We start from the raw sequence: 14530 nt of genomic DNA, 5'->3' as shown, positions 1-14530 counted from the left end.
GGCTTCGGCCCGCGGATTTCATCAGGCTTATTTGGCCGATCTGCGACGGATCGGCAGTGGAGACTAAGGGTCGTGGGTCAGCTATTTCTGAAAAAGGTGCGCAAGTCGTACGGGCATTTCGAGGTCATCAAGGGTGTCGATCTCGAGGTGAAGGACGGCGAGTTCGTCGTTTTCGTCGGGCCGTCGGGCTGCGGCAAGTCCACGCTCTTGCGTATGATCGCAGGCCTCGACGACACCACCGACGGTGACATCGTCATCGACGGCGAACGTGTCAACGACAAGCCGCCGGTGGAGCGCGGCATCGCCATGGTCTTCCAGTCCTATGCGCTCTACCCGCATATGTCCGTCTTCGAGAACATCGCCTTTCCGTTGCGCGTCGAGAAGCTGCCGGAGGAGCAGATCCGCGAGAAGGTGGGGGCCGTCTCCAAGATCCTGCAACTCGACCAGCGCCTGCAGCAGCGCCCCGGCCAATTGTCCGGCGGTCAGCGCCAGCGCGTCGCGATCGGCCGTGCCATTGTCCGCGAACCGAAGATCTTCCTCTTCGATGAACCGTTGTCGAACCTCGATGCGGCTTTGCGCGCCGACATGCGCATCGAGCTGACCAAGCTGCATCGCGACCTTGCCGCGACCATGATCTACGTCACCCACGACCAGGTCGAGGCCATGACCATGGCCGACCGGATCGTTGTGTTGAATGCGGGGAATATCGCCCAGGTCGGCGCCCCGCTCGAGCTTTACCACAAGCCGCAGAACACCTTCGTTGCCGGCTTCATCGGCAATCCGAAGATGAACTTCGTGCCTGTTACCTGTGTCGGCGTCGATGCGATCGGAGTCACGATATCCTATGAAGGCCAGACCGCGCTGATCCCGGTCGACGGACGCTCCGATCTCGTCGGCCAGACGCTGACGCTGGGCATCCGGCCTGAGCATACGCGCCTCAGCGACGGCGACCTCAACATCCTGGTGACGCCGTCCGTCATCGAGCGTCTCGGCATCAACACCATCGCCTATGCGGCGCTGCCGAACGGCGAGCCCTATTGCGCGCTGCTGCCCGGCTCTGCGCCAGTGCGCGCCGAACAGCCCATGACGACGGGCATCATGGCCTCCGACTGCCATCTCTTCGATGCCAATGGTCAGGCGCTGGAACGGCGCATCGACTGGCGCGTCCTTGATCTTCCGGCCTCCGTCACGGCGGCCGAATAAGCTTCCTCCCGGCCACGCCAAAGGCCAATCCCCTGGTCCGCCTTCGGGCGGACCTTTTTTCGTTTGTGGGGACTGAACCCGTTTAGTCTGGAAATTCTTCAAACTGCGGTAGGTCGTCTAGGATCTCGTACCAGGGCGCCTTGGAGCCGACAAAGATATGCATGGAAGGCTTCATTGAAGGTGGGTCAATGAGCGTGCCCATCGGCACATGGACTTTCACGCTGCCGTTTTCGGCAATCCAGGAATAGATGAGGGAGCCGCAGGTGCGGCAGTGCATGTCATGGATCCCCTCAGGATCGCCGTGGCGAAACAGAGCCTCCGAACTTCCTGTCACGGCAAAGTCCTCGACCGCCACACCCGCGATCGGCTTGAAAGCCGAGCCTGTGGTTCGGCGGCATTTCGAGCAGTGGCAGTTCATCGCATAGAGGAAGCGATCCGTAACCACGTAGGTTACGGCGCCGCACATGCAGCCCCCACGCAGCCGGCGTGCGTCCGAACCCTTGGTCTTCTCAGTCATGATCGTCCTCCCCTTACAAACTAGGACTGGAGGAGAAGAATCCGCAAGCTGCTACCAAACAAGCCCGCGCGCTGCGACCTCTTCCACTCTCGTGACGATCCCGTCGCGTTGGAAGGTCATGATGTCGAAGAGGTTCGACACGACGCAGGTGTGGTTCGGGATGATCCTCACCTTTTCGCCGATCTCCGGTCGCCGTCCCTGAACCTTGGAGAGATCGACGGTGCCGTGCTCCTCGGAAAGGCCAGTGATGACGGCCTCCGGGTAGTCGACAATCATGCCGTAGTCGGAGAAGCCGAGGAGATCCGAGGTCAGGGCCTTGGAGCCGGCGTCGAGGATGGCGCGATCCTCGGTCGGGCGGGAGACGACGGTCGCCAGGATGTGCATGGCGCAGTCGTCGAGGCTGCAATGACCTGATCTCGCCATGGCGCGATCGTTATAGACATAGGTACCGGCCCGGTGCTCGGTCGCCGAGGTCACCTTGTGGGCGGAGAAGAGGCTTGGCGTTCCGCCATTGGAGACGATCGGGCAGGGGATGCCGCGGGCGGCGAGGCCGGCGAGCGTTGCGGCGAAGAAGGCTTCGACTGCTTCCTCGGTGTCCGCCTTCGGGTAGGTCAGGATGCCGCCGAAGGTGAGGCCAGGGGCGGCAGCGATGGCTTCAGCCAGCGCAATGGCGGCCTGCGGGGTCTGGACGCCGCAGCGTCCGCCGCCGGTATCACATTCGACGAGGACGGTGAGGGGACGCGTCTGCGAGACGGCGCAGGAAAGGCCGCGCACGGTGGTCTCGCTATCGGCGACCACCTTCAGGCCCGAAATGCGGCTGTTCAGCGCCACAAGCCGTTTGTGCTTCTCCGCGCCCAGAATGTTGAAGGTGATCAGCAGGTCCTCGAAGCCAGCATCGGCGAAGACCTCCGCTTCGGTGATCTTCTGGCAGTTGATGCCCTTCGCGCCTGCTTTCACCTGTGCGTCAGCGATCGTCGGGATCTTATGCGTCTTGATGTGCGGTCGGAAGGCGAGGCCGTGGCTGTCCATATAGGCCTGTACACGGGCGATGTTTGCAGCGAGCTTCTCTTCGTCGATCAGCGGCAGAGGCGTCGAGAGTTCAGATATCGGCTGGCCGATCCTGGGGCGGGGAAGTTCCGTCATGCGGCCTCGCTGCCTTCGGGTGCATCATGCGGATTGGCCATGATCGGCCAGATGTCGCGGCGCACATGGCGATAGGCCGTGTTGGCCGGATTGTTGGGATAGGGCGTGCCGGCGGCACAGTAGAGGATTTCCGAGGCGATCTGCGAGAAGGCCGCGTAGAAGTGGTTGGTCGACTTGATCACGAGCAGGTGCTTGGCTGTCGGGTCGATGCCGAGTGCCGTAAAGAGAGACGGGTCGTAGCTCTGGACCCGGACCGAGCTCAGGATGATGTCGATGCCGTTGAGGTTGATATGGGCCGCATCGCCGAAAGGCGCGATGCTGTCGCCGAAACGCATCTCGGCATCGGGTACGACCTTGACCACCTTCACCAGACCGTCGATCGGATGGCCGGTGCCGGGTGCTGACTTGGCTCCGAACCGCAAGGGGATTTCTGCGCCTTCGCCGGCCGCCATGCAGATCTGCACGGCGATCGGATCCCAGATCATGCCGACGGCGGCATTCGTCACGCCACGTGCCAGCATTTCCTCAAGGATCACGGTCGCGTCACCCGCCGTGCCGCCACCCGGATTGTCCCACATGTCGGCAATGACGACCGGACCCTCCGGGTAGGCGAGTGCCTGATCCAGCGCCGCCTTCTCGTCGATCTGCGGCATCATGAAAGTGCCGCGTTTGGCAAAGAGATCGAGGCCAAGCTCTCGCGCAAGCATCGCGCCCTTTTCCGGATTACCGTCGGTGACCACGATCGTCTTCGTGCCCATCTCCGGCACGTCGCCCGCCATGAAGCCATGGATGACGGAGAGCGACAAGACCTCCGGATCGACCTTCTCGATGGCCACAAGTCTGTCAACAAAGCTGCGCATCGGTTCGCGCGACGTCGGGAAGACATCGATCATGCGGCAGTCGAAGACCGACATGACCGGCTTCACCCGGCCCTCCAGCGTGTCGACCGCGATCCGCCAGAGATCCTCGGCGCGATCGACGAAATCGGTATGCGGAAATTCCTTGAAGACGACAAAGAAATCGGCGGCTGCGACGCGCTTTGCCGTGAGATGGCTATGCGGATCGAGTTCGGCGCAGAGCAGAATGTCGGGGCCGATGATCTCGCGGATGCGGGTCAGGAGGTCGCCTTCCGGATCAAGATAGCCGTCGGCGACCATGGCGCCGTGCAGGCCGAGCACAACGGCATCCACGGGCATGGCGGCACGCAGCTGATCGAGGATCTCGTCGCGCAGGCTTTCAAAGGCCTGCCGGTTGATCAGGCCTGCCGGATCAGCCCAGGCCGCCGTGCCTTCGATCAGCGTCCAGCCCTTGTCATTGCAGACCTTGCGGCCCACCGTCATGGGGGCGGTGCAAAGGGTCGGCGTCGCGGGGTGTTCACCCGGAGGTGCATAGAGCGAATCCTCGAAGGCGCGCCGGTCGATGCAGATCGGGGAGAAGGTGTTCGTTTCCGTTGCAAGCGCGGCGGTGAAGATGCGCAAAGGCTGACCTCCGGGGTCTTGAGGGTTTGAGGGCGGTTCAGCGCTTGCCCATGGGATTGGGCAGATAACCGGTAAAGCCCGAGATTTTCCAGCGGCCGTCATGCAGGCGGCAATAATAGAGCGTCTGCCAGCGCATGACGTCGAATGTGCCGTCGGCTTTCTTGATCCCGCCGTCGAACTTCTTGCGCACCAGTGCCGTCTCGCCTGAGATCTCGATCTCTTCCAGCGTCGTCGTCGTGAAGATCGCGGTGCGCGGATCTTCGCCATAGGTCTGGGCCGCGAAGTCCTTGGCCTGCTTCAGCCACTCGTCGCGATAGGCGGCGAGATCAGGGAAGGCGAGCGTCCACTTGTCCGGATCTTCCTCGCGATTGCCGCTGATGCCGATAAAGCCGTCTTCAACGAAATCATGGGCGACCATGCTCCAGTCGGCGGCGAGGAAGGCATCGATATCGCGGGGGACAAGCATCTCCCAGATGGCATGGCGGGCTTCGTCCGTTGCCGGAAACGGATTCTGGAATGGGTCGCGCATTTCTTCCCCGCTTTTAAATTCTTTTCATGAATGTCGATTTTGTCTGGTCAAAATCCGTTTTTTGTGGTCGTTTGTCAACGATCGAAGAAAATAATTTGCATGAGAGGTGTCCATGACGATCAAGCGTTACGGGGCCGAGAAGGCGGGTGCCGGTGGCCAGCGGCTGCCGTTTGCCCGGGCCGTCGAGGCCGATGGCTGGCTTTATGTTTCTGGCCAGGTGGCCATGGAAGATGGCGAGATCATTCCGGGCGGCATCATCGAGCAGACCCACAAGACGATCGCCAATGTCATCGCCATTCTGGACGAGGCTGGCTATGGGCTGGAACATGTGGTGCGCTGCGGCGTGTGGCTTGATGACCCCCGCGACTTCTGGACCTTCAACAAGATCTACCAGCAGTATTTCGGCGAGCATCCGCCGGCGCGGGCCTGCGTCCAGGCCTCGATGATGGTCGATTGCAAGGTCGAGATCGACTGCGTAGCCTTCAAGTCTTCGAAATAAGAGAGAGGGCAGGGCATTGGATATCTTCGCGCGCATTCAGGAAGAGGCAGGGCAGTTTTCGGCCTCCGAGCAACGCATCGCGGATATCCTGCTCAACTCCTTCGACTTCGCGGTCAATGCCTCGATCATCGAGCTGGCCGAGAAGGCAGAGGTCTCGCCGCCGACGGTGACGCGCTTCTGCCGTCGTCTCGGCTGCCAAAACTTCGCCGATTTCAAGGTGAGCCTGGCGCGCACGGCCTATGTCGGGGTGCGCTATCTCAATCCGGAGGCTCAGAGCACCGAGCCTGCCGACGTTGCGACCGATGTCATCACCAAGGCGCAGAACGCCATGTTCATGGTGCATCGGGCGCTCGATCCTATCGTCCTCGACAAGGTGGCGGACCGGCTGGCGAGGGCAGAGATGGTTTATGCCTTCGGCTCCGGCGGCAATTCGTCGATGATCTCGGGCGAGATCCAGAACCGCCTCTTCCGACTGGGGTCGCGGGTGACGGCCTCGGCCGACCACAATATGCAGCTGATGCTGACAGCCGCCGCCCGCTCCAACGATGTGCTCATCGGCTCGTCGTTTTCGGGTCGCAACGCCGAGCTGGTCAAGTGCTTCAAGCTCGCCCGCGAGAACGGCATCACCACGATCGCGCTGACCCAGAGCAACAGCCTGGTGGCCGAAGCGTCCGAACTCGTCATCGGCATCGATCTGCCGGAGGGCGAAAACATCTTCCGGCCGACCTCGACGCGCTTTGCCTATCTCGCCGTCGTCGATGTCATCGCGAGCCTGGTCGCCTATCGCAACCGCAAGCAGTCGCAGGTGACGCTGCGCCATATCAAGCAACAGCTGGTCGAACACCGCGATGGCGGGGACGATCGGCAACTTCTCGGAGACTGAGCCATGCCCGTATTCATGTCGGAGATCCGCCGTGACGCATAGGGTTGCCGTCGTGACCGGCGCTGCCGGCGATATCGGCCGGGCGATCGCCAAGCGTCTGGCTGATAGCCATGACGTCGTAGTGCTCCTGGATCTCGATACTGCGGCATTGAACAAGGCAATCGTGGAGCTTGGAAGCGATCCGCGTTTCGTGCCGCTCACGTGTGATGTGACGGATGAGGCTTCTCTCGCCGAGACTGCCGCGCGGGTGGCTGAGCTTGGGCTCGTACACACGCTCGTCAACAATGCGGGTGCCGCGCGGGCCGTCAGCCTTGGGGATACCGATGGCGAGATCTGGCGCAAGGACAATGCGCTTAACCTCGAAGCGCCTTTTCTCTGCTTCCGCGCTTTTGAGGAGGCGCTGAAGGCGTCCAAAGGCGCGCTCGTCAACATTTCCTCGGTCAATGGCATGGCCGTCTTCGGTCACCCCGCCTATAGCGCCGCGAAGGCGGGCCTTATTCACCTTACCAAGCTGATTGCCGTCGAATACGGCAAATACGGTATTCGTTCGAATGCGGTCGCCCCCGGCACCGTGCGCACCCAGGCCTGGGAAGCGCGCGCTGCGGCCAATCCGCAAGTCTTCGAAGAGGCCAAGCGCTGGTATGCGCTGCGCCGCATCGCGACGGCTGAGGACATTGCCAATGCCGTTTTCTTCCTTTCGAGTGATCAGGCGGCGGCCATCACAGGCGTTTGTCTGCCGGTCGATTGCGGGCTGACGGCCGGTCAGGCCGAGCTCGCGCGAACCTTCTCGCAATCCGACAACTATTGACACCGACAAGCCAGGAGCATTCCCCATGGCAACAGAAGTTCAGTTCCGCCTCGAAAACGCGTGGCATCCGGTTGAAGGCGACGAGTGCGGCGCCTTCGTCTTCACGCTGGTCAATCTCTCCGACGTGGCGCTTTCCGATTTCAAGCTCGCCTATACGTCGCTGACCCGCGTGAAGGATCTGGAAGAGCCGCTCCTCGAAAACGCCGTTTTCCTGAAGCGCAACGCCAACTTCCATCAGTTCGCGCCGCCGGCCGGCTTCGTGCTGCAGCCGGGTGCATCTTGGACCTTCCGGGTCGGGGGCCTCTGGCGGCCGGCCAAACACAGGACGGATGGGGCGAAGTCCGCCTACATCACTCTCTCGACCGGCCAGCATGCGGCTGTGGCGGTCGCGGATCTGATGCTCGGCGGTAGTCATAGTGCGCCACCTCCGGCCTTGCTGCCTGAGGGCAAGGTGTCTCAGCCCTTTGCCATGCTGCCCTGGCCGGCCTCAGCAGAACTCGTGGCCGGAGAAGGTTTTCCCGTCGCGCTTTATCCGGCGGAAGGCGCCTCGCTCGTCGAGCTGCGCGCCGCCGAAAATGTGCTGCGCCTCTTCTGCCGGCTCTTTGCGGTCGGCCATGCGCCTCTGTCGCTGGTGCCGGTACATCAGGGCCGGGCGATCTCGCTCAAGTCCGACGACGCGCTTGGTGCCTCCGCCTATAAGCTGGACTTCGCCGCTGACGGCATCACGCTCGCCTATGGTGACGTTGCGGGCCTGCAATATGCGCTGACCCTGCTCGCCCAGATGTTGCATGGTGCGCGCACCCAGCCTGAGACCTTCCGTTTCCCCGCATCAGGTACGATCTCCGACAAGCCGCGTTACGACTGGCGCGGTTGCCATCTCGATGTCTCCCGTCAGTTCTACCCGGTCGCTGACGTCAAGCGGCTGATCGACATCCTGGCCTGGTTCCGGATGAACACCTTCCACTGGCATTTGTCCGATGACGAAGCCTGGCGTCTGGAAATCAAGGCCTTCCCGCAGCTGACGACGCTTGGCGTGTTGCGCGGGCCGGACGAGCCGCTCCTGCCGCAGCTCGGCAATGGTGCTGAGCCGGTCGGCGGCTTCTATGCCCAGGACGAGGTGCGCGACATCGTTGCCCATGCCGCCGCCCTTCAGGTCGAGGTGGTGCCGGAGATCGATATCCCCGGCCATAGCACGGCGATGCTGGTGGCCCTGCCGGAGCTTGTCGACGGTCAGGAAGCGCCCGACAGCTATCGCTCCGTGCAGGGTTATCCGAACAATGCGCTGAACCCGGCGATCGAATACACCTATGAGGTGCTGGGCAAGGTCTTCGACGAGATGGTCGAGCTCTTCCCGTCGAAGCTTATTCATATCGGCGGCGACGAAGTGGCGGCCAATACCTGGATGGCGTCACCGCTCGCGCGAAAGCTGATGGAGCAGGAAGGTATCGAAGGCACCTTCGGGCTGCAGAGCTATTTCATGAAGCGCATCCAGAAGATGTTGGCCGAGCGTGGCCGCAAGCTCGCCGGTTGGGACGAAGTCAGCCATGGCGGCGGCGTCGATCCTGAGGGCACGTTGCTGATGGCGTGGCAAAAGCCGGAGGTCGGGCTGGAACTGGCGAAACAGGGCTATGACGTCGTCATGACACCGGGCCAAGCCTATTATCTCGACATGGTGCAGGACGAGGCCTTCCAGGAGCCGGGTGCCAGCTGGGCCGGCACCGTGCCGCCGAAGCATACCTATACTTACGAGGCAGTCGCCGAGTTTCCGGCGGAGCTTGCGGCCCGCATGCGCGGCGTGCAGGCCTGCATCTGGTGCGAACATTTCCTGACCCGTGACTACTTCAACCACCTCGTCTTCCCGCGGCTTCCGGCCATCGCAGAGGCCGCCTGGACGCCAAAGGAGAACAAGGACTGGCTGCGGTTTGCCGCCATCGTCCGACTGAGCCCGCGCTACTGAGGATTTCAGCACCATGACTTTCCGCATCGCCGTTGGCGGTATCCATACCGAATGCTCGACCTCGTCTCCCGTCCTGATGCAGCCGGAGGATTTTCGCGTGCTGCGCGGGCCGGATCTGCTGGCGCATGAGTATTTCGACTTCCTCGAAGCGGAGGGTGTCGAACATCTCCCCCTGCTGCATGCCCGCGCAGTTCCCGGGGGTCCCTTGGCGCGCGCGACTTATGAGGGGTTCAAGGCGGAGTTCCTCGAGCGGCTGAAGGCTGCACTGCCGATCGACGGGCTCTATCTCGCCATGCATGGCGCGATGAATGTCGAGGGCATGGATGATGCCGAGGGTGACTGGATTTCGGCGGCGCGCGCTGTTGTCGGGCCTGATGTACCGGTTGCGGCGAGCTATGACCTGCACGGCAATGTCACCCAGAGGATTGTCGACCAGCTGGATATCTTCGCCGGGTATCGCACGGCCCCGCATATCGATGTGCGCGAGACAATGGTGCGGGCGTGGTCGATGCTGGTGCGAGCGCTCACGACGGGCGAGAAGCCGGGTGTTGCCTGGGCGCCGGTTCCGGTGCTCCTGCCAGGCGAGCGGACCTCGACCGAGGACGAGCCGGCCAAGAGCCTCTATCTGAAGCTGCCGGAGCATGATGCCGTGCCAGGCATCTGGGACGCCAACCTGATGGTGGGCTATGTCTGGGCCGACGAGCCACGCGGGACGGCCTGCGCCGTCGTCACGGCTGTCGACAAGGCGGCAGCTGAAAAGGTCGCGGCGGCCATCGCGCAATCCTACTGGGATGCGCGCGAAGACTTCCGCTTTGGACCGGTTACGGGTCCGTTGGCTGAGATGCTCGATATTGCTGAGCGCACCGAGACACGGCCAATTATCCTCGCTGACTCCGGCGACAACCCGACCGGTGGTGGGGTGGGCGATCGGGCGGATGTGCTGAAGGCGCTTCTGGCGCGGTCGATCGATGACGTCCTGATTGCCGGCATCACGGACCGACCCGCCGTCGAACGCTGTTTTGCAGCTGGTGCCGGCGCGCGGGTATCGCTCAAGGTCGGAGGTTCGCTCGATCCGGCAAGCCCGTCGGTCGAGTTGGAGGCGGATGTCGTCTTTCTCGATGATCCCGGCTCGGCTGCCGAGCAACAGGCGGTCGTCAGGATCGGCGGCATCACGCTGGTGCTCGCGGCGCGGCGTCGGCCCTATCACAACATCGCGGATTTCACCCGGCTCGGGCTCGACCCGACCAAGGTGCGGCTGCTCGTCGTCAAGTCTGGCTATCTTTCGCCGGAGCTTGCACCGATCGCCAATCCCAACCTGATGGCGCTGACGGACGGCGTGATCAACCAGGATATCGAGAACCTGCCCAGTCACCGACGCCATCAGCCGAGCTATCCCTTCGTCAAGGATTTCAGTTATATGCCGAAGGTCTTCTTCTCGACGCGATTCCCTTGAGACATTGATGTCGGTGCCGCCCCTTCGGCGGCACGATCCCCAACCCGATTGTACCCTTGATGTTGTCCTCCTTTTCGGTGGTCTATCGCCACAAGCCGATCCGGGTCAGTGCGGCCGCGATCTTCTTCTTCGGCTTCTCGGGCGCTGCGACGTCGCCCTACATGTCGTTGATCGGCATCCGCGAACTCGGACTGTCCGACGCCGTCTACTCAGTGCTGATCTTCCTAGCCGCCGTGGTGAATGTTACGGCCAGCGTGACGGCTGGCATCATCGCCGATCGGCTCGGCCATTTCCGGTCGCCGATGATCCTGGCAGCGCTTTTCGGCATCAGCGGTTTCGGGCTGGTCTATGTGGTGCCGACACCTGTCATGTTTGCCATCGCAACGCTGGTCTTGATCCCGGTCTTCGGCACGATCAATTCGCTGATCTTCGCGAATATCCGCACTGTCTCCTCCGGCATGGCCGTGCGCGAGCTGATGGCGGTGAATTCTGCCGTCCGGGCTGTCTTGTCTGCTTCATGGGTGCTCGTTCCCGGCATCGTCGGGGCGCTTCTTGCTGGCCAGGCCAGCATGCTGCCGGCTTTCCTGCTCGCGAGCCTCGCCTGCGTCGTCTGCCTCCTGCTGTTCGTCTTCGGGCTCGATCGTCTGCCGCCGGTGCAGGAGGGGGAACGGCAGCACTACTCCTTCTTCCGCTCCATCCGCCAGATCGGCTCGGCGAGCGTCCTGCCAAGGCTTCTGGCGATTTCGCTGATCTCGGCCATGCTGCATGCCAATGGCACTGTCCTGCCGCTGATCGTCACCGGCAAGGCCGGCGGAACACCGGCCGATGTCGGCGTGATCGTCGGTATCGTCGCTTTCCTCGAGATCATCTTCATCCTCTTTTGGGGATGGGTGGAGGCTAGAACCTCCATCCTCTTTGCCATGGTCACGGCAGCGCTGATCTATTGCAGCTATCTCGTCTTTCTCGGCCTCGCCGACCGCCCGATGGACGTCTATCTGCTGACCGTCGTTGCAGGCCTTGGCGCGGCCGGCATCATCGCGATCCCGATCACCTATCTGCAGAACCTGATCGCCGACCGGGCCGGCCTCGGCAGCTCGCTGATTGCGGTCAATATCTTCTTGAGCGGTGGCATGGCTTCGCTGATGTTTGCGCTCGGCACCAGCATCAGCGACTATGCAGGTACGGCGATCATCGCCTCGATCGCCGGCTTCTCCGGCGTCGGCCTGCTGTGGCTGCTCGATCGAAAGCCGAGGTTTCATGCACAAGGGTGAGGATCAGGTGGTGGCAACGTCTCCCAGCAAAGCTTCAGGCCCGCTGCTCGAAATCTGCGTCGACGACGTCGCCGGCCTCAATGCCGCAGTCACCGGTGGCGCAGATCGCATCGAACTCTGCTCGGCCCTCGGCTCAGGGGGACTGACCCCGTCACGCGGCTTCATGGCCGTTGCAGCCAAGGCTTCCATTCCGGTCTATGCGTTGATCCGTCCGCGCGTCGGAGACTTCACCTATTCTGCGGCTGAGGTTTCAGTCATGGAGGCCGATATCGCTGCAGCGCGCGACGTGGGCCTGGCAGGAGTGGTGATCGGTGCGACCACTGCGGATGCGAACCTCGATGCCGATGTCATCCGTCGGCTTGTCCGAGCGGCAGACGGACTCGATCTCACGCTGCACCGGGCAATCGATGTGGTCGCGGATATGGATGCCGCGCTTGAACTCGCGGTGGAACTGGGTTTCTCCCGCATCCTGACATCCGGCGGCGCCCGGCATGCGGAAGAGGGGATGGAGACGCTGACGAAGCTGGCAAGCCGCAGTGCAGGCCGCATTTCGATCATGCCGGGCGGTGGGGTGCGGCCGCAGAATGCGGCGCGTCTCCTGGCTTTGCCCGGAATTCGTGAGCTGCATGCTTCCTGCAGCGAGGCAAGCGCCAGCGACGCTCGGCTCGTGGAGCTTGGTTTTTCCTCGGAGACGACCCGGCGGACAGATGCCGACACCGTCCGGGCCTTGAAGGCGCAGATGATGAGTGCTGCCCGCTAGGCCTCAGGATGCCAAAGCCTGGGCCTTTTGCAGGGCAAGGCGCTTCAACGTATCCTCGGCTGCCATCGGCTTGCCGAAGTAATAGCCCTGGACCGCGCGGACACCGAGATTTTCCAGGATCCCCAGTTCTTCTTCGGTCTCGACACCTTCAACGATCGCTTCCAGCTCCATCTCGGCGCACAGTGCCAGCACCGATTTGACGATATTGAAGCTGGTGCGGCGGGTGTGAATGTTGCGCACGAAGCTTCCGTCGATCTTGATCTTGGTGAGTGGCAGCTTGTGCACGTGGTTCAAGCTGGAATAGCCGGTGCCGAAATCGTCAAGCGAAATGCCGGCGCCAAGTTCGCGCAGCATCTGGATCGACGCGCTTGCCTGCTCGAAGTCATGCATGACCGCCGTCTCGGTGATCTCGAAATTGATGCGGCGGGGATCGAAGTCGCTCTTCAGCACGATCGAGACGATCTTCAGCGTGTTTTCCGGCGATGTCAGGTCATGCGGTGACAGGTTGAAGGAGAGGTAGACGTCGTCGGGCCAGAGGGCGGCCGTCTTCAAGGCTCTTTCCAAGAGCATCCGGGTCATCAACGTGATGCGGCCATTGTGCTCGGCGACGGGGATGAATTCGGCCGGCGACACCTGGCCGATGCGCGGGCTTTCCCAGCGGGCGAGCGCCTCGAAGCCGATGCAGATGCGTCGGTTGATGCAGGTGATCGGCTGATAGACGAGCGACAGTTCTTTCTCGAGATCGGCCGCGACAAGCGCTTCCTCGACAACCTTCTGACGGTTCAACTCGTTTGCCTGGACGGCGTTGAAGATAACAGTGCCGGCGCGGTGGTGCCGCTTGGCGGTATAGAGCGCATAATCGGCGAGCTCGTAGATCTCCTGGCCGGTTTCGCCGACATCCGGGTAGATGGCGAAGCCGACGGAGCCGGTGACTTGCACCATGCCGCTGCCGATATTGATGCGCTCGGCGATCAGTTCGCAGACCTTTTGCCCCAGCGCCATCACGTCGCTTTCGCTGCAGTCGCCCTCGAGCAGAAGACCGAATTCGTCGCCTCCGAGGCGGTAGACCGAGAGCTTGCTTTCACCGATCGAGGAGAGACGCGCGCCGATCTCGATCAGCACCTTGTCGCCGGCGGAGTGTCCGTAGAGATCGTTCACCGGCTTGAAGCCATCGAGGTCGATGACGCCGACGGCGAGCATGGCGCTGTCGTTGCGGGCGCGCCCGAAGGCTGTCTCCAGCATGTGGAAGAAGCTGCGGCGGTTGGCGAGGAGTGTCAGGCTGTCGAGGTTGGCAAGCCGCAGGTTTTCGTCCGACAGCGCCTGCATGGCCTTGTTCTGCTCCTGCAAGGCCTGCTGCTGCAGCATGAGGACATTGCGGGATTCGTGCAGTTGCCGGAAATCGCGGTAATGCGATACGAGGATCATGATCATCGCCATCGTGACGAGAATGACGTTCACGCCAGTTGCGATGAAGGTCGGCTCGCCGGAAAGGCACATGACCACAAAGAAGGGTAGATTGACGGTCACCGTCACGATCAGGGCCGCCGATCGAAGATGCATCAGGCAGAAGATGCAGCCGATGACGGTGATGGCCATGAAGAAGGCCACATGCGCCTGCTGGTAAGCGTCGCCATGGGGCAGAAGCGAGACGGACCAGCCAGTGCAGAAGACTGCGATCGGGAAGGAGAGGATGTTGGTGGCTCTGAGCTGGCGATAGGCCTGTTCGGGTGTTCCCTGGCGATTGCGTCCACGCAGCCAGATCAGCGAGCGCAGCGCAAAAAGCGATGTCATGAGGACCGGCAGATACACCACCAGATAGTCTGGTGCCGCGCCCTGATGAGTCCAGGACAGCGAGATCATGTTGGTCGCGAGAATGAAATAGAGCAGCGGGACCTGCTTGGAAAAGGCCTCGAACTGGGCAGCCGTCAACGCGGGGTTGCCGTTCGGTACCTTGAGGAGATCCAGCCACCTGCCGAGGCGGGTCTTCCTGTCCTGCGTTGTTCCGTTTTCTGCCACGCCTGCCTGCTTT

General features: G+C 62.3%; 13 protein-coding genes. 8 read left to right on the top strand and 5 right to left on the bottom strand.

The window, feature by feature from the left end; all coding sequences use genetic code 11:
* The first annotated feature begins 72 nt into the window (after nt 1–72).
* Nucleotides 73–1203, top strand: a complete 1131-nt coding sequence (locus tag M1E12_RS14635) for an ABC transporter ATP-binding protein (protein ID WP_113461886.1) — start codon at nt 73–75, stop codon at nt 1201–1203.
* A gap of 82 nt (nt 1204–1285) precedes the next feature.
* Here the strand turns inward: M1E12_RS14635 and M1E12_RS14630 are convergent, their stop codons facing one another.
* The 4 genes from M1E12_RS14630 to M1E12_RS14615 are packed head-to-tail and all read right to left on the bottom strand — an operon-like array spanning nt 1286 to nt 4870.
* On the bottom strand, nt 1286–1720 hold the full coding sequence (locus M1E12_RS14630) for a GFA family protein (RefSeq protein ID WP_479562305.1): 435 nt from the start codon (nt 1718–1720) through the stop codon (nt 1286–1288).
* Between the two features lie 51 nt (nt 1721–1771).
* Nucleotides 1772–2863 carry a D-TA family PLP-dependent enzyme gene (locus M1E12_RS14625; protein ID WP_479562304.1) on the bottom strand — a complete coding sequence of 364 codons (1092 nt, stop codon included), beginning with the start codon at nt 2861–2863 and terminating at the stop codon, nt 1772–1774.
* Nucleotides 2860–4341: a M81 family metallopeptidase gene (locus M1E12_RS14620; RefSeq protein ID WP_479562303.1), complete on the bottom strand. Its 1482-nt coding sequence runs from the start codon at nt 4339–4341 to the stop codon at nt 2860–2862. The genes M1E12_RS14625 and M1E12_RS14620 overlap by 4 nt, the downstream gene beginning before the upstream one ends.
* A gap of 37 nt (nt 4342–4378) precedes the next feature.
* Nucleotides 4379–4870 (bottom strand): hypothetical protein, encoded by a 492-nt coding sequence (locus M1E12_RS14615; RefSeq protein WP_479562302.1) that lies wholly within the window; start codon nt 4868–4870, stop codon nt 4379–4381.
* Nucleotides 4871–4982: 112 nt separating this feature from the next.
* Here M1E12_RS14615 and M1E12_RS14610 point away from each other — a divergent pair, with 112 nt between their 5' ends.
* From M1E12_RS14610 to M1E12_RS14580, 7 genes are read left to right on the top strand one after another with little or no spacing between them, the layout of a single operon-like run.
* Nucleotides 4983–5369: a RidA family protein gene (locus M1E12_RS14610; RefSeq protein WP_203017842.1), complete on the top strand. Its 387-nt coding sequence runs from the start codon at nt 4983–4985 to the stop codon at nt 5367–5369.
* A gap of 16 nt (nt 5370–5385) precedes the next feature.
* On the top strand, nt 5386–6252 hold the full coding sequence (locus M1E12_RS14605) for a MurR/RpiR family transcriptional regulator (protein WP_479562301.1): 867 nt from the start codon (nt 5386–5388) through the stop codon (nt 6250–6252).
* Nucleotides 6253–6283: 31 nt separating this feature from the next.
* Complete coding sequence (locus M1E12_RS14600) at nt 6284–7060, top strand: SDR family oxidoreductase (protein WP_479562300.1); 777 nt, start codon at nt 6284–6286, stop codon at nt 7058–7060.
* Nucleotides 7061–7085: 25 nt separating this feature from the next.
* The gene (locus M1E12_RS14595) at nt 7086–9017 is read left to right on the top strand and encodes a beta-N-acetylhexosaminidase (protein ID WP_479562299.1); all 1932 of its coding nucleotides are present in this window, start codon (nt 7086–7088) and stop codon (nt 9015–9017) included.
* Nucleotides 9018–9030: 13 nt separating this feature from the next.
* On the top strand, nt 9031–10470 hold the full coding sequence (locus tag M1E12_RS14590) for a M81 family metallopeptidase (protein ID WP_479562298.1): 1440 nt from the start codon (nt 9031–9033) through the stop codon (nt 10468–10470).
* A gap of 59 nt (nt 10471–10529) precedes the next feature.
* Nucleotides 10530–11741 carry an MFS transporter gene (locus M1E12_RS14585; protein ID WP_479564892.1) on the top strand — a complete coding sequence of 404 codons (1212 nt, stop codon included), beginning with the start codon at nt 10530–10532 and terminating at the stop codon, nt 11739–11741.
* Nucleotides 11728–12501, top strand: a complete 774-nt coding sequence (locus M1E12_RS14580; protein ID WP_310241162.1) for a copper homeostasis protein CutC — start codon at nt 11728–11730, stop codon at nt 12499–12501. Before M1E12_RS14585 ends, M1E12_RS14580 begins: the two co-directional genes overlap by 14 nt.
* A gap of 3 nt (nt 12502–12504) precedes the next feature.
* Here the strand turns inward: M1E12_RS14580 and M1E12_RS14575 are convergent, their stop codons facing one another.
* Nucleotides 12505–14517 (bottom strand): putative bifunctional diguanylate cyclase/phosphodiesterase, encoded by a 2013-nt coding sequence (locus M1E12_RS14575; RefSeq protein ID WP_479562297.1) that lies wholly within the window; start codon nt 14515–14517, stop codon nt 12505–12507.
* Between the last annotated feature and the right edge of the window lie 13 nt (nt 14518–14530).

It is taken from the genome of Rhizobium sp. K33, from assembly GCF_056501445.1.
The sequence above is the reverse complement of the archived record's forward strand: the minus strand, read 5'-3'. Positions and strand labels throughout refer to the sequence as shown.